This window comes from Arthrobacter sp. ISL-5 (assembly GCF_018613835.1).
In the GTDB taxonomy this organism is placed as follows: Bacteria; Actinomycetota; Actinomycetes; order Actinomycetales; family Micrococcaceae; genus Arthrobacter.
In genome coordinates this window covers 655-19,636 of record NZ_JAGGPM010000017.1, presented here as the reverse complement: position 1 = coordinate 19,636, position 18,982 = coordinate 655, and the positions used below count along the sequence as shown (strand labels likewise).

Sequence of the window (18,982 nt, the reverse complement as noted above, 5' to 3'; positions counted from 1 at the left end):
GCTCCGCCGGCTGCCGGGCGTTTGACGGCCTCAGCTCACCTTGGCCAGCGCGTCCGCCAGGACGGATGTGGAGTGGGCCTGGTGGTAAGGCACTGTCACGCACCGCCCTCCCCAGCTCGCAACAAGATCCGCTTCGGGCAGCTGTGACACGCTGTAATCTCCGCCCTTGACCCAGACTGCCGGGCGAAGCACGTCGAGGCAGGCCTGCGGGGTGTCCTCCTCGAAGACCAGGACGGCATCCACGCATTCGAGGGCCAGGAGGAGCTCGGCCCTGTCCTGCTGGCTCACGATGGGCCTGGGCCCACCCTTGATCCGGTGGACGGATTCGTCCGAGTTCAGGCACACGATCAGGCAGTCGCCCAGGTCCCGGGCCGCCGCCAGTGTACGGGCATGGCCGGCATGCAGCAGGTCGAAGCAGCCGCCGGTCGCCACCACGGTTCCGCCGTTGGCCCGCACTCGCCGGGCCAACGCCAGGGCGTCCCCGTCCCGCCGGTGCCGCCAGACAGGACGGTGCCTGTCAGAAAGGTGCCGGTCGGAAAGTGCGGCCACTCCCCCGGCGCCAAGGAAGGCCGCCGCTTCATGGATGGCCAGTTCCGCGGCGTCGTCGAGGCTGCGTCCTTCGGCCAGGCGCACGGCGAGGCTGGCCGCCAGCCTGTCTCCCGCACCGCATGGATCGACGACGTCGGCCGGCGGCGCCGGGATGGTCCGCGGCGGACGGTTCCGCGCCCGCATCAGCAGCCCTCCCCGTTTCCCCATGGTCACCAGTACGGCTTTGCTCCCCCAGCGTTCCAGGAGCAAGCCGCCAGCCTCGGCGATTTCAGCAGGTGTCTCCACCCGGGTTCCAGCGGCTTTCGCAGCTTCAGCCAGATTCGGCGTAGCCACCGCTATGCCAGGCACCGGCACGGCACCGGCGGGGTGCGGATCCCACACGATCGGTATGTCATCCGCCAGGGCAGCGAGGAGGGCCCGGAGCTCCGGATTGGCGGCCAGGCCGCGGCCGTAATCGGCCACAACGATCGCGTCCGCCTCCTCCACGGCCCTCAGCATGCCCGGCGTCACCCCGGGCACGTCCGGCCGTCCGCAGGCCTCGTCCACCCGGAGCAGAGGATGGCGGCCCGCCCGGATACGGGTCTTCACCGGCGTGCGTGCACCTGTTCGTCCGGCCACCACCCTCAACCCGGCGAGCGCACCCTCCAGCTCCAGGGATGCGTCGTCGTCGGACAGCACGGTCACGAGCGTGACGCGGTGTCCGTCCTGGGCGAGCATCCGGGCCACCAAACCTGCGCCGCCTGCCCGCCGTCGGGTATTCCCAATGTCCACCACGGGCACGGGCGCGTCCGGGCACAACCGGGTTGCTTCGCCGGTCAGGTCCACGTCCAGCAGCACGTCCCCCACCACGGTGATCCTCATCAGCGGCCACCTTCCGAACCGGCCACGGGCCGGCCGCGGCGTGCGACCTCCGCCTCGAACGCGCGGCACATGGCGTGGAGGGCGATGAGGTGGCCCTCCTGTGCGTTGGCTGAAAGCGCGTCGATGGCCACGGCGTCGTCGCAGCAGGACGCCAGCGGATTCGGCGCCGGGCCCGTGAGCGCCCACGTGGTCACGTTGAGCCGGGAAGCGGCCTCCGCGGCGCGCAACAGGTTGGGGCTCTGCCCGCTCGTGGAGAGCAGCATCAGGATGTCGCCGGACCTCCCGTGCGCGCGGACCTGCCGGGCGAACAGTTCGGCGTATCCGTAGTCGTTGGCGATGGCCGTCACGGCTGAACTCTCCGCGTGCAGCGAGATGGCAGAAAAAGGTACCCGTTCGCCGTCGAACCTGCCCACGAGCTCGGCCGTCAGATGCTGGGCCTCGGCGGCCGAGCCGCCATTTCCCGCAGCCAGCAGCCGCTGCCCGCCGAGCAGCCGCTGCGCCAGCTCCACACCCCAGGCAGCCAGGCGGTCGGCCTGGCTGTCGAGTGCCCGAAGGGCAGGCAGGACGTTTGCCAGGTGCGCCCTGACGGCCTCCCGCGAGCCGGCCGGGACGCCCGTGCCAGCGCCGGGGCCGACGCCGACGCCGGGGTCACGCTGCCCCGGCGGCACGAACGCCGCCGGCGCTCCAAAAGCCGCCGCCGCCCCGGCGTTCACGGACCGCAAGGGAAGCAGTTCGGCATCCCGTAAGGACCACTCCGTCGTCACAGCGCCGCTCCTTCCATCGGTTCCAGGCTGGCGGCGTCCGCCGTTCCCGCGATGGCCAGCCGGTACGCCTTTTCGGTTTCCTCGGCCACCCGGTTCCAGGAATACCGTGCCCGGGCACGCCTCTCCCCGGCCCGGCCCAGTTTGGTGCGCAGCCGGGGGCTTGCCAGAAGCGCAGCCAGCGCCCCTGCTATGGCTTCGGGGTTCCTGGGCGGCACGTGCAGGCCCGTTCCGCGGTCCACAACACTGTCCGTCAACCCGCCCACCGCGGCAGCGACCACGGGAATTCCACAGGCCATGGCTTCCAGCGGAACGATGCCGAACGGCTCGTACCACGGGGTGCACACCACCGCGTCTGCGCTCCGGAAGATGCCCGGCATGGCGTCCCTCGGGACCTGCCCGCGCAGCTCCACCTGGTCAGCGACGCCCAGGCTGCGGGCAAGCTCGAGCAACCTGCGGGCCTCGGGATCCGGACCTCCGGCCGCACTGCCGCCCACAATGAGGAGCTCGACGTCGCCGAACCCCGCGTCCTTCAGGTGAGGCAGGGACCGGATCACCAGGTCCACGCCCTTGCGCGGAACCAGCCGGCCCACCGAGAGGACGCGGTGCGCCCGGTTCTTGGCGTCGGCCGGGCCCTCGCTGGAGAACAGTTCCAGGTCAACGCCGCAGGGGGCTATGGATACCGTGCGCACGTCAACGCCCATCGCTTTGAGTTCGAACACCTCGTCAGAGCAGGTGGCGATGATGCGGTCTGCGGCCCGGCCCAGGGATGGTTCAAGGAAGCGGCGTTCGGGCGGGCTGGTGTCATCTGCGCCCTGGTGCCGGCGTTTGACGGTGCCCAGCGCGTGGAACGTTTGCACCACGGGCACCCCGGAACCGGCCGGCCGGCGGCGCGCGGCGTCCAGCGCGGCGATGCCCGACATCCAGAAATGCGCGTGGACCACATCCGGCGGCCCCGCCGCCCAGTCCTCCGCCACCCCGTCTGCGAGCGCGCCCATGAAGGGCAGCAAATCGTCCTTGGGCACATAGGCGGCCGGACCGGCATCGACGTGCACCACGTCCAGCCCGGGCTGCATGCGAACCCGTGCGGGCAAGTCCGGCGCATCGCGCCTCGTGTACACCGTGACGCGGTGCCCGCGCCTGGCCAGCGCGCCGGACAGCGCCGCCACGTGGACGTTCTGGCCACCCGCGTCCACTCCGCCGAGCGCGGCAAGCGGGCTGGCGTGTTCTGAAATCATGGAGATCCTCACGTGGCATTCCTCTCTCGCGCCGGGGAAAGGGACGCCGGTCCGGGCCCCTCCAAAGATCCGTGCCGTGCCCGGTTCCCCAGCCCTGCCAGCAGTTCGTCCCAGTCCGCCAGGAACCGGTCAAGGCCGTAGCGTTCCAGCACCGCCTCACGTGCGGCCTTGCCGCGCCGGCGAGCCTCCTCGGGATCGTTGACGAGCAGGGTGGCGCACCGGAGGAGCTCCTCGACGCTGGTTGAGATGCCGCCCGCCTCCGACGGAACGGCCCGCGCCGCTTCCGTCGTGGCCAGGGCCAGCACGGGCATGCCCAGGTGCATCGCCTCCAGCAGCGCGAGGCCCAGCGACGTCCAGCGCAGCGGATGCAGATATACGCGGCAACGGGCCAGCTCGCGATGCAGCTCTCCGGTCGGGAGGTCTCCCCGGACCCTGAGCCTCGACCACGGGATGCCGCTGCTGCCCGGCAGTCCGTCGCCGCCCATTCCGAAGACCCGGAGCGGTGCCGCTGCCGCAAAGCGGGGCAACAGGTCGGTGCCGGTCACGCGCCCGCGGCGGACGGGTTCATTCACCACAACGCCCAGCTCCGCGAGTTCACCGGTGTAGAGATACCCGGGGTCCGCGATGCCGTGCTCAATGACGGTGGTGGGGGCCCTGCCGCTGTCCCAGAAGAGCTCGTTGAAGTGCGTGACGTGGACAAGCGGTATTTCCCGTTGCTCCGCGAGCGGGTGCAGGGTGAAGGGGACATCCCCCCTGGGCGTGTTGTGTTCCACGAACACGGCCGGCAGGTCGACGCCGGGACGCCGCCCCAATACGTGTCTCACCTTGGCGGCCTCTTCCGGGCGCTGGAGGACGACGGCGTCGATGCCGTCCGCGTCAAGCTCCGCCAGCGCCACTTCCCGCACTGACGCGGGCCAGTTCCTGCCGGCCCGCCCCAGGCCCCACGGACTTCCTTCGGGCAGGACAGGCAGCAGGTACTCGTGCCTGCCGCGGACGAACGCGTCCGTCCATGACCCGTGGACGTGCCAGAGGAGAATTCTCATTGCCAGCGAACCTTTCTCCGGGTGTTGAGCGAGGACACTCCGCGCAACAGGCGTTCGACCGCTTCAACCACGTGTTCCGGGGAGACCGACCCCAGGCACGGATGCCCCGGCACAGGGCACTCCCGCGCCCGGCTGAGCCTGCACGGCGCGTTCTGATCGCCGAGCAGTTCCAGCGGAACGCCGTACGGAGCCCACCGGATGGCCGGCACAACCGGTGAGAACAGGCTCACCACGGGGGTTCCGACGGCGGCGGCCAGGTGCGCCGGGCCGGTGTTTCCGGCGACCACCACCTCGGCATTGGCCAGGACTCCGGCGAGGACAGCCAGGCCGGTACGTCCGCCCAGATCTATCGCTGATGGACCGGCCACCGTGGCGGTGAGCTGCTTTTCGGCGGGGCCTCCGGTCACGACCACCCGGTGACCGGCCCCTTCGAGCAGTTCCACGGCCGCCGCATGGTGGAAGGGAGGCCAGGCCCGCGCCGGGACGGTTGCACCCGGATGGACCACCACGTAGGGGCTGCTCCCCACCAGGTGCCGGACATCCGGCGGCTCCTTCACCATCAGCTTGCCGTCGTCGCCCGGCTTCAAACGAAAGCCGGCGGCCCGGGCAATGCCCAGGGCACGCACCGGCTCGGGCTGGTCTTCGGGGAAGTCTTCCCCGGGCCTCAGCCGGACGTCGAGCAGCGATCCTGCGTAGTCCGTCGAGGCTCCCGTGATGCGCTCCACCCCGGCCAGTCGAAGAAGAAGAGCCAGCGGAAGCGGGGACTGATGGAAGGAGGTAAGGATGACTGCTTCGGTGATCCTGGAATTGCGGACGTAGCTGACCAGGGTGTCCACGTGGAGGCCGGTCAGGCGCGGGGCGGGATTGCTGATCCACGGGCTGTCCCACGCGAAAACATCGGCGACGTGGGGCAGCAGCGAGGCCGCTGACTTTCCCTGCGGTCCGCAGAGCACGACGACGTCGTTGGGGCTGCCGCCGTCGGCCCGCCTTCCGTGGGCCACCGCACGGACAGCGGGTCCCGCCAGCAGGACATCGCCCACGCTGTCCAGCCGTGCCACCAGCACCCTGCTCACTGCGCACCCGCAAGCAGCATGGCCACAGCGTGCGCGAGATCTTGGGCGACTTCCCTGGCGGCCGAGACTTCCTCGTCCCGTGTCAGCGGAGTGGGAACCAGGATCCCCCGGGCTCCGGCCGCCCGGGCTGCCTCGATGTCGCTGCCGATGTCGCCGATGAACGCGGCCTCCGAGGGGTCGATCCCCAGCCGCCTGCATGCGCTGCGGATCATTCCGGGGGCCGGCTTTCGGCAGGAGCAGCCGTCCTCGGCGGCATGTGGGCAGACTTCCCAGACATCAAAGGGGCCCAGCAGCTCCTCCACCCTCGCGTTGACGCTTTCGACCTGCCGGCCAGTCAGGATGCCCCGTGCGATGCCCGACTGGTTGCTGAGCACACCCGTTGCCAGGCCGCGGCTGCGCACGTCGTCGAGCACTTCACGCGCCGCGGGGAACGGCTCGACCTTCCGTGGATCGCCGTTATAGGGCACGTCCACGACCAAGGTCCCGTCCCGGTCGAACAGCACGGCTTTGAGTGAGGAAGCGTTGCCTGCCATACCCCCTTCGTTCCCTGCAGGGACGAAGCCTAAACAACCTGCGGGCCACTTCTTCGGGCTAGACTCCTCGACAGGCGGCCCTCCCGGGCTCAAGGCGACGGAGGAGGCCACAGGTGGACGCGTCGAACGGCGGCCCTGACCGGCCGCTCCTGCTGGTACTGAGGGCGCTGAAGCTGGGCGACCTGCTGGTCGCCGTGCCGGCGCTCCGCGCGCTACGGCGGGCCTACCCTGACCACCGCCTGGTGTACGCCGCACCGGGCTGGCTGGAGGAGGCCCTGGAACTGGTGGGCGGGTACGAACTGCTGCCCACGCACGGACTGGATGTCCCGATTCCTGTCGTACCCGGCCTGGTTGACGTCGCGGTGAACCTCCACGGCAGCGGGCCCGAGAGCGAGGAGCGCCTCGCAGCCCTGGCGGCAGGCACGGTTATCGGACACCGGACCACGGCGAGGCCGGGACCGCGGTGGATCGACGGGATCCACGAGCGCGAGCGGTGGACCCGGCTGCTTAAGTGGCACGGCATCGAAGCCGACGCCGCCGACTACAGACTTCACCCTCCGGCCGTTGCCAGCCCCTGCCCGGGCGCAACGGTCCTGCATGTGGGCGCCGCGTCCGGCAGCCGGCTGTGGCCCGAGGAGCGCTTCGCCGGCGTCGCCCGGAAGCTGGCCGCGCAGGGGCACAAAATAGTCTTCACCGGCAGCGCCGCGGAGCGCCCCCGTGCCGCGGAGGTGGCACGCCTGGCAGGACTTGAGGAGGACGGCGTTTTGGCGGGAAGCCTTCGGCTGTCCGAGTTTGCGGCCTGCATTGCCGAAGCCGGGCTGGTGATCTCTGCGGACACCGGCGCGGCCCATCTTGCCTCCGCCTACTCGCGGCCCTCGGTGGTGCTGTTCGGCCCCGCGCCGGCTGAGGTCTGGGGGCCGCCACCTGGCCCGCACGTAGTGCTTACCGATGCCCGGGCCCGCCGGGGTGATACGTTCGCAGCCACACCGGACCCCGCGTTGCTGGCAGTCAGCGTGCAGGATGTGCTTGCAGCGGTGCGCGGGCTGCAGCCGGCCTGATCCTCCTCCGCCAGCAGCCGGCGCTGCAGCTGCACAAGGATCCGGGCCAGCCGCCGCGATACCTGCATCTGGGAGATCCCGAACCGCCTGCCGAGATCAGCCTGGGTCTCCTCCATGAAATACCGCCGGTACAGCATTTCGCGGTCGTCGGGATCAAGCTCCTGGATCGCCTCGTTCAGGCAGACCAGGTCCTCCAGATGCTCGATCGGCGCATCGGGCGAGACCAAAACCTCCGCCATCGACGGGCCGCCCCACGGGTCGGCGGTGTCCAGCGAATCCGGATGCATGCTGCTGGCAGCCGCGTCGGCCTCCCGGACGTCTTCCGCGCTGACGCCGAGTTCGTGCGCCAGTTCCTGGGTTGAAGGAGCTCGGCCCAGCGTCTGGGTAAGGTCCGGGACGGTGCGAAGCAATTGCGTCCGCACGTCCTGCACGCGCCGCGGAGGCCGCACGGTCCAGCAGCGGTCCCGCAGAAACCGCTTAAGTTCTCCGCTGATGGTCGGAGCGGCGTACGCCGGAAAGCTCTCGCCCTTTTCCTGGTCAAAGCCCCGGGCGGCCTTGACCAACCCCAGATAGGCGACCTGGACGAGGTCGGAGCGCTCCCTGCCGCGGGTGGCAAAGCGTGAAGCGAGGGACTCGGCGAGGTCGAGGTAGTTCAGCACCAGCTGATTCTGGAAGGCGTCATGGAGGCGGCCCGCCTGCGGGGACGGGCGTCTGTCCCGGCGCTCAGGGGCCGGGTGGCCGGCGCCGTCGTACTGGGAATCTGCGTTGTGCACCGGTGTCACGGTCACGGCCGTAAGGGGAGGATTCTCTGGCATTGTCGGGGATTCCTTCGACCTGGATCTCTAGAAAGCCTGCGGCAAGACTTAGGAGAAGAAAATCATAAGTGTACTTATAAAACAATGGTCCTGAGAGATAGGCTCGGATCAATGCATCCAGCGCCCCGGCATCCTCCGGAGCCGGTTGCCGCCGTGCTCCGGCGCAACAGACGGAGGTCTCAACATGCGAATCGTCATCACCGGGACAAGCGGAAATGCAGGCACCGCCCTGCTCCGCAGGCTGCAGCGCGAGGCTGCGCAGCGGCCCGGCGGACTGGAGCTGGTGGGCGTCAGCCGCAGGTCCCCGGATACCGCGAAAGCGCCCTACTCCGGTGCTGAGTGGCATACCGTCGACGTGGGTCAGGACGGTCAGTCCGGACGTCTTACGAGGGCCTTCGCGGGAGCCGACGCAGTCGTGCATCTGGCGTGGCAGATCCAGCCCAACCGCGACCTCGCAGTGCTTCGCCGCACCAACGTCACCGGGACGGCAAATGTCCTGGCCGCAGCCCGGGAAGCCGGTATTGGACATGTGGTGTGCGCTTCATCCGTTGGCGCCTACAGCACGTCACCCAAGGACCGCCTCATCGACGAGGCCTGGCCCACCGAAGGCATCAGCAGCTCGCACTACAGCCGCCATAAAGCCGAGCAGGAGCGGCTTCTGGACCGCTTCGCAGCGGAAAATCCTTCGATCATGGTGGCCCGCCTGCGGCCGGCACTGATCTTTCAGCGTGACGCCGGCAGCGAGATCGGCAGGTACTTCCTGGGCCTGGTCCACCCCAGTTTCGTACCGAGCCGCCCCGCCCTGCCTGGCCTGGCTTTTTCACGCCAAGAGCTCCCGATCCCCCTTCGACTGCTCCATGCGGTGGTTGATGCCAACTGGCGCCTTCGGCTACAGCAAACGGACGCTGGCTGGGTTGAGATGGCGGCGGGCGCGCCGATAATGGACACCCGGCGCAGGCGCCGCGAACTGGACTGGGAGCCCCGGACGTCTTCCCTGGACGCCATCAGGGAAGTGTTGGAGGGCATGGGAAAGGGCACCGGCGTCGAAGCCTCTCCACCGCTCAAACCGCGGCGCACCCTGGGTGTTTTCACCCGTCGGAGCTAGCTCGCGAACAGCCGGATTACGCGTGGGTCGCGTTCTACCGAAGCGAAATCCGTACGGACCCCTACTCCCGCGGATTGGTCCGCCGCGTGTCCGTACCCGCTCGCGGATCCCGGCCCGCGTCAGCTTCGCGGCGCGTGTCAGCGCCACGGCCTGCGTCAGCGCCACGGCCTGCGTCAGCGTCACGGCGTGCGTCAGCGTCAGCATCGCGGCGTGTGTCAGCGTCAACTCCTGCTTCAGCCCGCCGGCCACGTTCCGTATCTGCGTCGGGGTCCAAGGCATCCGCCTTGTGGAGGTGCTTCTCGGAGTCAGACCGGAAGTCCTGCGCTTCCGACTGCCGCTGCTCGGCCTCCTGCCGGAGCCGTGCTGCCTCGACCTGGGCCTTCTCGGCATCAGCCTTGGCGCGCATGGCCCTGGCTTCATTTTCACGGGCCTGAAGTTCCGACTCCTCAGCTTTGCTGCGGATTTCGGCAGCGTGCTGACGGTTCTGTTCATCCCGCTTCTGCCGGAACGCTTCCCTGCGCTTGCGGCTCATGAGCAGAACAATGAGTGCGACGGCGACGATTATAACGACGATCCAAATCCAGGCAGTTGTCTCCACCGTGGATCCACCTCTCTCCATATCCAGCACTGGCCGGCCTTTTGCGCGAACAGCGTGTTCCACCTCGACGCGCGACCGATTGAACTAGCGGCAATCGTGGTACTTACAATCTAATAGTAATCATGCTTACTATTTTAGGGCCAGCAAAGCTGGTGGTGATCAGCAGCCCACTTCTTCGAGAGAGAGCGGCGATGAAAGATAGCCAATGGCGTCCGGAGGACAACTCCTCTGCGCACGAGGAGAACAGTTCAGAGGACGCCGAAAGCCAGGGCAGCGAAATCCAGGGCACCCAGACCGAGGGCAACCGGACCAACGACGCCTGGCCGGCGGGCGGCCAGCAGTTCGCTGACGCGGCATCGGGAAGCTTCAAACCCGCAGCCGGCACCGCCGTGCCGCCGCCGGTGGACCTGCCCGGCCCTGACGCCACCACCGCCGGGTTCACCGGTGCGTCCCCTTCCGCAAGCACGACGGCGGGTGCTGTTCCCGGCGCTCCGGCCGCCGAGCCTCCCCACGTCCCCAGCCCCCTGGATTCCACCCAAATGGCGGAAAGCCCCGCGTCCGGAACACGGATAGCGGATGATCCGCTTGCCGGCAAGCAGCCGGCCGACGACCCCCTGGGCAGCGACCCGATCACCCTCGACCGCAAGAATGCCTCGCGCCCGCCCAGTAAATGACCGCCCAGTGAATGATCCGCGCAGTAGATGATTCGCGCAGAGCATGACGGACTACCCGCGCGCGACCGAAAGGATGGTCTCATGGCCACGAAAGAAGCCCCGGACACCAGCACGGCCAAAGCGGCCACCGCGCCCGCCCCGGATGATGAACGCAAGCCAGACAGCCCCACGGACGTCAGCAAGCCGTCGTGGAAATACATCGCCCGCAAGACCCTCCGGGAATTCACCTCCGACCAGTGTCCCGACCTCGCAGCCGGCCTCACCTATTACGGTGTCCTCTCGCTTTTCCCGGCACTGCTGGCCTTGGTTTCGCTGCTGGGAATCTTTGGGCAGCCGGAAAAGACGACGGCGGCCCTCCTCGACATCGTCCAGGGCATCGCGCCCGGTTCCACCGTGGACATGATCCGCCAGCCAGTTGAGGAACTCACGACCTCCCCCGCCGCGGGCTTCGCCCTGGTGATCGGCCTCGCAACCGCCCTCTGGTCCGCTTCGGGCTACGTCGGAGCGTTCGGCCGGGCCATGAACCGCGTTTACGAAATCGATGAAGGGCGCGGATTCGTCAAGCTCAGGGGGACCATGCTCGGAGTGACACTGCTTTCCGTCGTCATCGTGGCCGTCCTTGCGGCAATGCTGGTGATCAGCGGCCCGGTCGCTGAAGCCGTCGGCGGCGTTCTGGGACTCGGCGGCGTGTTCCTAACGGTCTGGAACATTGCCAAGTGGCCGGTCATCGTCCTGCTGGTCATCGTGATCATCGCCGTCCTCTATTACGCCACTCCCAACGTCAGGCAGCCCAAGCTCCGGTGGATGAGCATTGGCTCCTTCATTGCCTTGATGGCCTTCGTGCTGGCCTCCCTCGGGTTCGGGTTCTACGTGGCCAATTTCAGCAGCTACGACAAGACGTACGGTGCGATCGGCGGCGTGATTGTGATGCTGCTGTGGCTGTGGATCCTTAACATGTCCCTCCTGTTTGGCGCAGAGTTCGACGCTGAAATGGAACGCGGCAGGCAGCTGCAGGCGGGCATCGAGGCGGAGGAAACGATTCAGCTGCCGCCCCGCGACACCAAGAAGAGCGACAAACTCCAGGAAAAGGAAGCGGAAGACATCCGGCACGGTCGCGAGCTGCGCGAGAAGTACAGCGAGGAAGGCAACGCCGGAGCGGACAACGGCAGCGGCGACAACCGAGGAGGCACGGCCCGGGAGGCCGACGGCCGGTCAGCCGGGCGCGACAGCCACTGACTCGGCCGGGGCCTCCGCGCCCAGCGTCCGCAGGTAGGCTCCGAAGCCGTGCGGCGCCCGCGCGGAGGTCCGCCCCGATGTCACCACGCGGGTGGTGTCGGTGGCCAGCACCGCGAATCCGCGCCGCCGCAGCCGGCCCACCAGGACCCTGTCCTCGGAGGAGGGTATTTCCGGAAAGCCTCCGGCCAGCCGGTACGCCGACGCCCTGACGCCCAGGTTGGCTCCGTACACATGCGGGTGCCGCTCGTCAGCGGGATGCCGGACACGCCATGTACGGAGGACTTCCGGATCCATTCCGCGGGGATCTGGCTCGACGGACCCGAGCACCACGTCCCACCCGGCGTCGGCCAATTCGAGCTGGCGCCAGAGCCAGTTCTCCGGGACGCGCGAATCCGCGTCCGTGCTGGCCAGCCAGGTGCTCTCCAAGCAGGGGCTTTCCGGGCCCGGGTTTTCCAGGCCCCGACGCGTGCGGCCAAGAGCGGCCGCCACTCCGGCGGCCCTGCTGGCGCCCGCGTTGCGGAAGGTTTGGTGGATCACCCTGAACCGCTGGTCCGCTGCCGCTATGCGGGCGGCGATGTCAGCCGAACCGTCGGTGCAGTGGTCCAGGACCACGGTGATTCCGACGGCGGCTGCTGGCCGCCGTTCGGCCAGCGCCTGCGCTGCCGCCTGAAGCGCGTGGAGGGCGTGCTCGATGTGGCGTTCCTCGTCGTGGGCAGGCATCACCACCTCAACCCTGCCGATCGGCGGCCGCACCGACTCAGGCCTCATTCAACAGCTCCGGCTCATTCAACAGCTCCGGGGCAAGGAACGTCTCGAGCACGAAGTCACGCTCCCGATACAGGCCCGCCGTGGGCCACCCGAGGCGGTTGCGGGCCTGCACGTGGACGGCATCGCCGTCGAGCTCCCACCCGGAAATCGGGTGCCTCCAGTGGCACAGCAGCAGGGTCCCGCCAGGCGCCAGCGATCCGGCGATCCGGGTGAACAGCCCGTCGAGCTCGGACGGCGCGAGGTAGTAGCCCACCTCGGAAACCACGATCAGGTCGAAGCCGCCGTCCGGCCACTGCTGCGGCACAGTGAGCTGCCTGGCCTCGGCGCCGGCAAAAGGGGCCAGCCGCTGGGCCGCCCGGGCTACGGCGGTGCCGCTGGCGTCAACGGCCAGCAACCGTCCGCACCGCCCTGCCAACTCCGCGCTCAAGGTGCCGATCGAGCACCCGACCTCCAGCCCGGCGTCGTAATTCTGCTCAGGCAGCGCGCCGAGCGTCAGGGCGCGCTTGCGCTGCTCATACCAGCTGACGTCATACCCCCACGGGTCATCGGCCCCGCGGTGCAGGGCATCGAAGATGCCCTCGGCGTCGCGGGCACCCAACGCCCCGGATGCCGGAGGAAGCCAGGAGAACACCTCGAAGGGTCGTTCAAAGTGCGCCAGGAAATGGTCCGCCAGGAGCACTTCGTCCCCGGGCCGTTCGGACAGCGGCTCCAGCTGCGAGGCGTGGGCCCGCAGGGCACCCTGCTTCGCCCGCTGCTCGGCGGTGCCCAGCGGCAGCCGCACCCAGCGGCGCCACTCCGGGTGTTCCGGCGTTGCCCACAGCCAGTACCAGATGGGATATTCCAGCAGCCCGTGGCCGCCCGCCTGCGCGAGCTCGGCCGCGACAGCGCCAAGGGTGTCGTGGTCAGGGTGCCCGTCGGAGCGGAATGGAGCAACGATCACCAGCCGCTCGGCAGGACCGCGGTACCGGCCAATGGCTTCTTGGACGTGCCTGGCTATGTCCGCGCGGTGTTCGGCGAGCCGGCCGTCCGCAAGCTCCAGGAACTGCCAGCCGCCCGCCGGGCCGAGCACGGACATCGCGCGCCCGAACTCTTCCAGCCGGACGGCGGCAAGCTGCTCCGGCGTGGTGGTCGGAGAGTCCGGGTGGGACGCCTCCCCCGCCGTGCACAACAGGACTTCCGCTGCGGCGCCTGCGGCCTGCAGCCGTGCCAGCAGCCCGCCTGCCCCGAGCGTTTCGTCGTCCGGGTGGGCGGCAAGAAGGACGAACGTCATTCCGGCCAGCTCGCCCGGATCCAGCGGCAATTCGCCCAGCGCGGCCAGCCCGGCAGCCTGCCAGGCCGCTTCGTGCGTGCCGGCGTCAGTGTGTGAAAAGCTCACCACTCGTGCTCGCCCTTGAGCGCGAGGGCGCCGAGCTGCGCGTCGTCCCGCAGGGCATGGTGCTGCCGGACGTACAGCGACAGGTCCGCCATGCACTTGCCATACCGCTCATCGAACGCCAGCGGCCCGGGTCCCAGGTTCTGGCTCACCAGGAGCTGGACGCGTTCGACGGCGGCGGCAATGGTCCCGCGGACACGGAGCGCCTCGCTCCACGCGCCGGAGGTCCGGCTGCCGCCCGGTTCTTCCCGCGGTTCCGCCCGTCCCTGCATGCGGCCGTCGACGAGTTCGGCGGTCCGGGCCAGATACTGGATGGCGGACGTGAGGGTACGGTCCACCTCGCCGAGGCTCGCGAGCGCCACCTGGTCAGGTTCGCGCTGGGCCTGTGCTCCCCGTATCAGGGCGGCCTTGAATTGCCGGCCCAGCGCCGCTGCGCCGCCCAGCCAGCACGCGGCGACTCCCATGCCGCCCCAGGCGAAGCCCGGGCGCTGGAAATACCAGCCCTCTCCGCCCAGGGGAACGGCCGGAACGCGGTCAAAGTGGACGGTTCCGCTGGGTATCTCCCGCAGGCCCCGGCTTGTCCACTCCGGATCGACGCAAGTCACCCCGGCGTCCCTGAGGTCCACGGCGAAGGCGGACCGGCCGCCTGATTGCGTGTGTGCCGTCACGACGGCGTGGTCCACGAATTGCGCCAGCGAGCACCACGGCTTGGACCCGCTGAGGCGCACCCCGCCAGGCTGTTCTCCTCCGGACTCTTCGCCCCCGGACTGTTCTCCTCCGGACTCTTCGCCCCCGGACTGGGGCACGGCCGCGAGGCGTGTGCCCGGGGCTTCGGCGGCAAAGACGCCCCACGTTCCGGTGAAGGAGTCAGCTGCCCCTGCCTGGGACAGTATGGCCCCGGCGTCCAGATGGGGTTCCAGGATGCGGCCCGCCGCCACGTCAATCGCGGCAACGGAGGCCAATAGTTCCCAAAGCCGCGCTGTTTGGCCTTCTCCCGGTTTGGGCGCGAACCGGCCTGCCTGGTTGGCTGCCGCCAGGAGCGCGGGCACGTCTCCCACGGCGGCGGCCATCGCCTCCAGGGTGGTGTCCAGATCGGCCAGCTGCTCCGGAGAGGAGCTGATGCGGACCGCCTGCCAGCGGCGGTGTGGCGGGGTCATTCAAAGCTCGCTGACATGGTGCACGGCCTATTCATCATTCTGCTCAGGCTTCCGCGGGTGCCGTCACGGACGCCGAGGCAGCCATGACTTCCGCATTCACCATCCACGCCAGCTGCTCCAGCCGCGTAATGGCGGCATGCAGCAGGTCAGCGCTGGTGGGGTCCTCTGCATCCACGTCGTCGTGGACCTCGCGCAGGGTCTTGGCCGTCTGCTCCAGCCTGGCCGTGATGAGCTTGACGGTGTCCTTCGTCGAGGTCAGCCCGGCGGGGAACTGCTCCAGCCTGGTGCCGCCGGAAACCGTGGAGCTCCGCCCGTCCGGAAGTGCATGGAGGGCGCGCATGCGTTCGGCCGTCCGGTCGGCAAATTGCCGGGCGCTGGCGATGATCTCGTCCAGCTGGAGGTGCAGATCGCGGAAGTTCGTTCCCACGAGGTTCCAGTGCGCCTGCTTCCCCTGGACATGCAGCTCGATCAGGTCGGTGAGAACTTTTTGAAGGTTGCTGGCCAACGACTGGGATGCTTTCATCTCTTCCTCCGCTGCAGTGTGTCCGGACCGGCCACCTTCGGCCGGGAACATCATTCCAAGCATACTTAGCTTCGGTGCCGCAGGCGCCCGCTTAACGTTTCCCGTCCGGCAGTTCCTAGCGGCCGGCTGGCCACAGCACGGTGGCCTGGAGATCTCCCAGCGGCACGCTGCCGTAGATCCGCGAGTCGATGGATCCCGCCCGGTTGTCGCCGAGGACAAAGACGTGACCGGCCGGCACCGTGACGGGTCCAAAGTACGTGCCGTCGATGCGGCTGTGGTCAATGCCGGGTTCGGGCTGCGGAACGCCGTCCACCACCAGCACGGAGTCCTCGATCGCCACCGTCTGGCCCTGGAAGGCCACGGCGCGCTTAATTGCCGGGTTCCCGTCGTCCGGGCTGGTGAAAACCACAAGATCGCCCGCCCTTAGTCCGCCCAGCGCCGGCCCGGGTTTGAACATCAGCACCGTGCTCCCCCGGGGCACTGCCGGCTCCATGCTTTCCGAGCTGACCGTGACCGGCTCCACCACCCACAGGCGCGCGGCAAGCAGGACCGCCGCCAGCACGGCCGCCGTCGTGATTTTCTTTCCCCGAACGCCCCGCCGGGATTTTCCGGCGGGGCTTTCGCGGTGCCGTGCCGGCTTGGTGGCTAGCTGTCCCATTGGGGCATCCCTGCCGAGCCGAGCCGGCTTGCCGTGGCTTCCACTTCGCGGGTTGGCAGCACCGGCAGCAGGACCAGTCGTCCGGAAACGGGCATGACGGGGCTCCTTTCGCTTTATTGCCAAGAGCATGACCGGCCTGTCTTGGAAAAAACCTGAGGCGCCAATGCCGCTTCGGGGCTGATTCGGCACCACCCCCAATTGGGCCCCCTCAAATCGATGGCCTAACCCCCGCAGGGCGGGAAGAACCATCCCGACCCCCTTGCTGGGCGGTTTGAGGGCCTGCGACGCGCTCGGTCCCCGGGAAATTCCCAAGTCCTTAATCGCACACTTGTCTTGTCCCGAACCGGACGGTGGCCGCCGCCGGTAACGGACCTGGACCGCCGGGTCCGGCGCCGTCTCCCCAGCGGCACCGGACCCGGCGGTCCGACCTAAACGGCTTGCGGAGCCCGGAATTCCGCCTCAGCGGCTTGCGCGCCGGCACTTCCCCACCGGTTTTATCCGACTTTTATCCAAGGTCTTTAGTTCACCGTGAACGTGGTTGGGAATCGAGTCCCTGACCTGGCCTTGAAGGTACTGGGGGCCACAAATCGAGTGTCCATAAGGAGTCACCATGTTCTCGCAATCCGTGAAGCGGCCGAAGATGCCCGACGGAACAAGCCGCTCCGGCCCCGCCCACCGCCGGTCCACGTCGACCGCCGCGGCCCGGCTTGCCCCTGTTGCTGCAGGGGCCCTGCTGGCCGCCGCTCTGGCACCGCTGGGCGCCGTTCCGGCGGGCGCCGAAACGGCCGGAATGGGTCCCGTGGATCCGGACAACGGCTTCCCTACCTGGTACTCAGACGGAACCGTCAAGCTGCAGCTGTGCTACATGGCCAACAGCGGGTGCCTCACCGAGCCGCCGGATCCCAACTCGCCGGCGTCCTACCCCGACAACTTCCCGGATGAGGCTTTCTGGTTCAACGCCGAGGCGAGCGGGGGAAATCTCGGTCTCTATGAGGCTGCCCTCGAGGCCGCCCACGCCAACGAAGCCGTAATCGACGGCGACCAGATGGGCTTCGGCCGGCTGCGGTTCCGGCTGAACAATCTTCAGCCGAACCAGCAGTACACCATCACCCACCCCTACGGCGTCCACACGTTCACTTCAGAACCGGACCCCCAGGATCCGAGCCTTGGTGAGATCAATGTGACCCTCGACGAAGGCTGCACTCCCTCCGGAACGACTGCCTGCGACTGGGCCAGCGTCGGTGCGTCCTTCCTTGGCGACTTCGCCTCCGGATCCACCGCCACGTTCCTCCGCCAGGACGGCGCCCCTGCAGGAACCATAGGCGACATCAATACGGCCAGGCCCGTCACAGGCGCCCCTTCCGGCACCAACGCCGTCATCGTGACCGGACCTGACGCGGGCGGCCCCGGAATCGACACCCTCACGGTCAGCACGTTCACCGTCCAGGGCCTGATTGCGGAAGGCTCGGACGGCGCACCCTCAACTCCGGACCTGGTGGCAGCCAGCGACACCGGCCGTTCCTCGACGGACAACGTCACCCGGCTGACAACACCGACCGTCACCGGGACGCTTCCGGCAGGCGACTCGGGGCCCGTCCAGCTGATCGTCGACGACGGCGCCCCGCGGGCCACTACGCTCACCGGCTCCGCCTACTCCGCCACGCTTGCGGCCCTGCCGCAGGGCGTCCACCGGGTGCAGTCCCGCATCGCCAATCCTGCCTTCGCGGCCGATCCCACCCAGCCGGAGTTCCTGGTTTCTCCGACGCTGACGTTTACGGTGGACACCACCGCGCCGGCCGTTTCGGTCACGGCGCCGTTCCCGTCATCGCCGAGCCTGGACAACACGCCCACGCTCAGTTTCTCGGGTGAGGCGCAGGCAAGGTTTGAGTGCCAGTTGCAGCCCAGCAACCCCACGTGGGATGCCACCTGCGCTTCGCCCAAGACCTGGGATGCCCAGGCCAACGGCACGTACGTCTTCAACGTGCGGGCCACCGACGTCGCCGGCAATGTCAGCGGCGCCGCCAGCCGCACTGTGCAAATCGGGCTGAGCACGGCAACCGCCGCCACTCCCAAGCTTCAGGACTTCAACAGCGATGGCCGGGCGGATATCGTGTCCCGGGATGCCGGTGGACGGCTGTGGCTTTACCGCGGCAACGGAACGGGCGGTTTCCTCGCCAAGCTGCAGATCGGCACCGGCTGGAACGTCATGAGCGCCATCGTCAGCTCCGGCGACTTCAACGGCGACCGCAAAGCGGACATCGTGGCCCGGGACACCGCCGGCGCACTGTGGCTCTACCGCGGTAACGGCGCGAACGGCTTCACCGGCCGGGTCCAGATCGGCAACGGCTGGAACGGGCTGAACAACATCGTCGCCCCCGGCGACTTCAACGGCGACCGCAAGGCCGACCTGGCCGCACGCGACGCCAGCGGAAACCTGTTCCTCTACTTCGGCAACGGAACAGGCGGCTTCATGGGCAACGCCCAGATCGGCACCGGCTGGAACGTCATGAACACCATCGTGGCCCCCGGCGACTTCAACAGCGACGGCAAAGCCGACCTGGCCGCCCGTGACGCCAGCGGAAACCTGTGGCTGTACCGTGGCGACGGCTTCGGATCGTTCAATGGCAGGGTCCAGATCGGATCCGGCTGGAACGGCCTGACCATTGCCGGCCCGGGTGACTTCAACGGCGACCGCAAGATGGACCTCACGGCCCGCGACGCCAACGGAAACCTCACCCTCTACCGCGGCAACGGAGCGACCGGTTTCCTCGGCAAGACCCAGATCGGCACGGGCTGGAACACCATGAACGCCATCATGTAGTCCCGATCCTCTGAGTTCCGACGCAGCACCGCCCGCGTACAGCCAGTACGCGGGCGGTGCTGCGTCGTGGCGGGGTTCCGTTGCGGGAGGTTGCCACGCCAGCCGTGGTCCGCTAGCCCGAAGTTACGTTGCTGGTGAC

17 protein-coding genes and 1 pseudogene are annotated in these 18,982 nt (G+C 68.6%); 5 read left to right on the top strand and 13 right to left on the bottom strand.

All coding sequences use genetic code 11. The annotated features are described in order from the left end of the window. Window positions 1-30: 30 nt before the first annotated feature. Genes J7I89_RS08945 through J7I89_RS08920 form a run of 6 tightly spaced genes read right to left on the bottom strand, consistent with a single transcriptional unit; the run spans window position 31 to window position 6,058 of the window. Complete coding sequence (locus J7I89_RS08945; protein WP_214969224.1) at window positions 31-1,410, bottom strand: PfkB family carbohydrate kinase; 1,380 nt, start codon at window positions 1,408-1,410, stop codon at window positions 31-33. After that, window positions 1,410-2,174: an SIS domain-containing protein gene (locus J7I89_RS08940; protein WP_308159848.1), complete on the bottom strand. Its 765-nt coding sequence runs from the start codon at window positions 2,172-2,174 to the stop codon at window positions 1,410-1,412. The genes J7I89_RS08945 and J7I89_RS08940 overlap by 1 nt, the downstream gene beginning before the upstream one ends. Then, a complete protein-coding gene (locus tag J7I89_RS08935; protein WP_214969222.1) occupies window positions 2,171-3,421 on the bottom strand; it encodes a glycosyltransferase in 1,251 nt (416 codons plus the stop codon). Before J7I89_RS08935 ends, J7I89_RS08940 begins: the two co-directional genes overlap by 4 nt. After that, a complete protein-coding gene (locus tag J7I89_RS08930) occupies window positions 3,418-4,452 on the bottom strand; it encodes a glycosyltransferase (protein WP_214969220.1) in 1,035 nt (344 codons plus the stop codon). The genes J7I89_RS08935 and J7I89_RS08930 overlap by 4 nt, the downstream gene beginning before the upstream one ends. Further along, on the bottom strand, window positions 4,449-5,525 hold the full coding sequence (locus J7I89_RS08925; protein ID WP_214969218.1) for a glycosyltransferase family 9 protein: 1,077 nt from the start codon (window positions 5,523-5,525) through the stop codon (window positions 4,449-4,451). The genes J7I89_RS08930 and J7I89_RS08925 overlap by 4 nt, the downstream gene beginning before the upstream one ends. Beyond that, window positions 5,522-6,058, bottom strand: a complete 537-nt coding sequence (locus J7I89_RS08920; protein WP_214969216.1) for an HAD-IIIA family hydrolase — start codon at window positions 6,056-6,058, stop codon at window positions 5,522-5,524. The genes J7I89_RS08925 and J7I89_RS08920 overlap by 4 nt, the downstream gene beginning before the upstream one ends. Window positions 6,059-6,171: 113 nt before the next feature. Here J7I89_RS08920 and J7I89_RS25115 point away from each other — a divergent pair, with 113 nt between their 5' ends. Next, window positions 6,172-7,116, top strand: a complete 945-nt coding sequence (locus J7I89_RS25115) for a glycosyltransferase family 9 protein (protein ID WP_308159847.1) — start codon at window positions 6,172-6,174, stop codon at window positions 7,114-7,116. A 26-nt stretch (window positions 7,117-7,142) separates the two neighbouring features. On the opposite strand, the pseudogene J7I89_RS08915 reads toward J7I89_RS25115, so the two are convergent. Then, window positions 7,143-7,931, bottom strand: a pseudogene (locus J7I89_RS08915) (sigma-70 family RNA polymerase sigma factor); the annotation flags it as partial. Window positions 7,932-8,115: 184 nt separating this feature from the next. On the opposite strand from J7I89_RS08915, the gene J7I89_RS08910 reads away from it, so the two are divergent. After that, entirely contained in the window at window positions 8,116-9,036 is a 921-nt protein-coding gene (locus J7I89_RS08910) for an NAD-dependent epimerase/dehydratase family protein (protein ID WP_214969212.1), read from the top strand. Between the two features lie 61 nt (window positions 9,037-9,097). Here J7I89_RS08910 and J7I89_RS08905 read toward each other — a convergent pair whose 3' ends face one another. Continuing rightward, window positions 9,098-9,634 (bottom strand): hypothetical protein, encoded by a 537-nt coding sequence (locus J7I89_RS08905; RefSeq protein WP_214969210.1) that lies wholly within the window; start codon window positions 9,632-9,634, stop codon window positions 9,098-9,100. 191 nt (window positions 9,635-9,825) lie between these two features. On the opposite strand from J7I89_RS08905, the gene J7I89_RS08900 reads away from it, so the two are divergent. Next, entirely contained in the window at window positions 9,826-10,308 is a 483-nt protein-coding gene (locus J7I89_RS08900; RefSeq protein ID WP_214969208.1) for a hypothetical protein, read from the top strand. A gap of 81 nt (window positions 10,309-10,389) precedes the next feature. Next, window positions 10,390-11,544: a YihY/virulence factor BrkB family protein gene (locus tag J7I89_RS08895; protein WP_214969206.1), complete on the top strand. Its 1,155-nt coding sequence runs from the start codon at window positions 10,390-10,392 to the stop codon at window positions 11,542-11,544. Here J7I89_RS08895 and J7I89_RS08890 read toward each other — a convergent pair. From J7I89_RS08890 to lepB, 5 genes are all read right to left on the bottom strand, one after another. Next, a complete protein-coding gene (locus J7I89_RS08890) occupies window positions 11,521-12,312 on the bottom strand; it encodes a glycosyltransferase family 2 protein (RefSeq protein WP_214969204.1) in 792 nt (263 codons plus the stop codon). The two genes, J7I89_RS08895 and J7I89_RS08890, sit on opposite strands and share 24 nt — an antisense overlap. Continuing rightward, window positions 12,302-13,690, bottom strand: a complete 1,389-nt coding sequence (locus J7I89_RS08885; protein ID WP_214969203.1) for a bifunctional PIG-L family deacetylase/class I SAM-dependent methyltransferase — start codon at window positions 13,688-13,690, stop codon at window positions 12,302-12,304. Before J7I89_RS08885 ends, J7I89_RS08890 begins: the two co-directional genes overlap by 11 nt. Continuing rightward, complete coding sequence (locus J7I89_RS08880; protein ID WP_214969201.1) at window positions 13,684-14,841, bottom strand: acyl-CoA dehydrogenase family protein; 1,158 nt, start codon at window positions 14,839-14,841, stop codon at window positions 13,684-13,686. The genes J7I89_RS08885 and J7I89_RS08880 overlap by 7 nt, the downstream gene beginning before the upstream one ends. A gap of 43 nt (window positions 14,842-14,884) precedes the next feature. After that, complete coding sequence (locus J7I89_RS08875; RefSeq protein WP_214969199.1) at window positions 14,885-15,364, bottom strand: Dps family protein; 480 nt, start codon at window positions 15,362-15,364, stop codon at window positions 14,885-14,887. A 115-nt stretch (window positions 15,365-15,479) separates the two neighbouring features. After that, window positions 15,480-16,022, bottom strand: coding sequence for a signal peptidase I (lepB, locus tag J7I89_RS08870; protein ID WP_214969197.1), 543 nt, complete (start codon window positions 16,020-16,022; stop codon window positions 15,480-15,482). A 610-nt stretch (window positions 16,023-16,632) separates the two neighbouring features. On the opposite strand from lepB, the gene J7I89_RS08865 reads away from it, so the two are divergent. Beyond that, window positions 16,633-18,843 carry a VCBS repeat-containing protein gene (locus J7I89_RS08865; RefSeq protein WP_214969196.1) on the top strand — a complete coding sequence of 737 codons (2,211 nt, stop codon included), beginning with the start codon at window positions 16,633-16,635 and terminating at the stop codon, window positions 18,841-18,843. Window positions 18,844-18,982: the final 139 nt, after the last annotated feature.

Excerpts from the sequence above, each read along its gene's own strand:
- J7I89_RS08920 (WP_214969216.1), bottom strand. The coding sequence starts at position 6,058 with ATGGCAGGCAACGCTTCCTCACTCAAAGCCGTGCTGTTCGACCGGGAC.
- J7I89_RS08930 (WP_214969220.1), bottom strand. The coding sequence starts at position 4,452 with ATGAGAATTCTCCTCTGGCACGTCCACGGGTCATGGACGGACGCGTTC.
- J7I89_RS08865 (WP_214969196.1), top strand. The coding sequence starts at position 16,633 with ATGTTCTCGCAATCCGTGAAGCGGCCGAAGATGCCCGACGGAACAAGC.
- J7I89_RS08895 (WP_214969206.1), top strand. The coding sequence starts at position 10,390 with ATGGCCACGAAAGAAGCCCCGGACACCAGCACGGCCAAAGCGGCCACC.
- J7I89_RS08900 (WP_214969208.1), top strand. The coding sequence starts at position 9,826 with ATGAAAGATAGCCAATGGCGTCCGGAGGACAACTCCTCTGCGCACGAG.
- lepB (WP_214969197.1), bottom strand. The coding sequence starts at position 16,022 with ATGGGACAGCTAGCCACCAAGCCGGCACGGCACCGCGAAAGCCCCGCC.
- J7I89_RS08875 (WP_214969199.1), bottom strand. The coding sequence starts at position 15,364 with ATGAAAGCATCCCAGTCGTTGGCCAGCAACCTTCAAAAAGTTCTCACC.
- J7I89_RS08890 (WP_214969204.1), bottom strand. The coding sequence starts at position 12,312 with ATGAGGCCTGAGTCGGTGCGGCCGCCGATCGGCAGGGTTGAGGTGGTG.
- J7I89_RS08910 (WP_214969212.1), top strand. The coding sequence starts at position 8,116 with ATGCGAATCGTCATCACCGGGACAAGCGGAAATGCAGGCACCGCCCTG.
- J7I89_RS08945 (WP_214969224.1), bottom strand. The coding sequence starts at position 1,410 with ATGAGGATCACCGTGGTGGGGGACGTGCTGCTGGACGTGGACCTGACC.
- J7I89_RS08880 (WP_214969201.1), bottom strand. The coding sequence starts at position 14,841 with ATGACCCCGCCACACCGCCGCTGGCAGGCGGTCCGCATCAGCTCCTCT.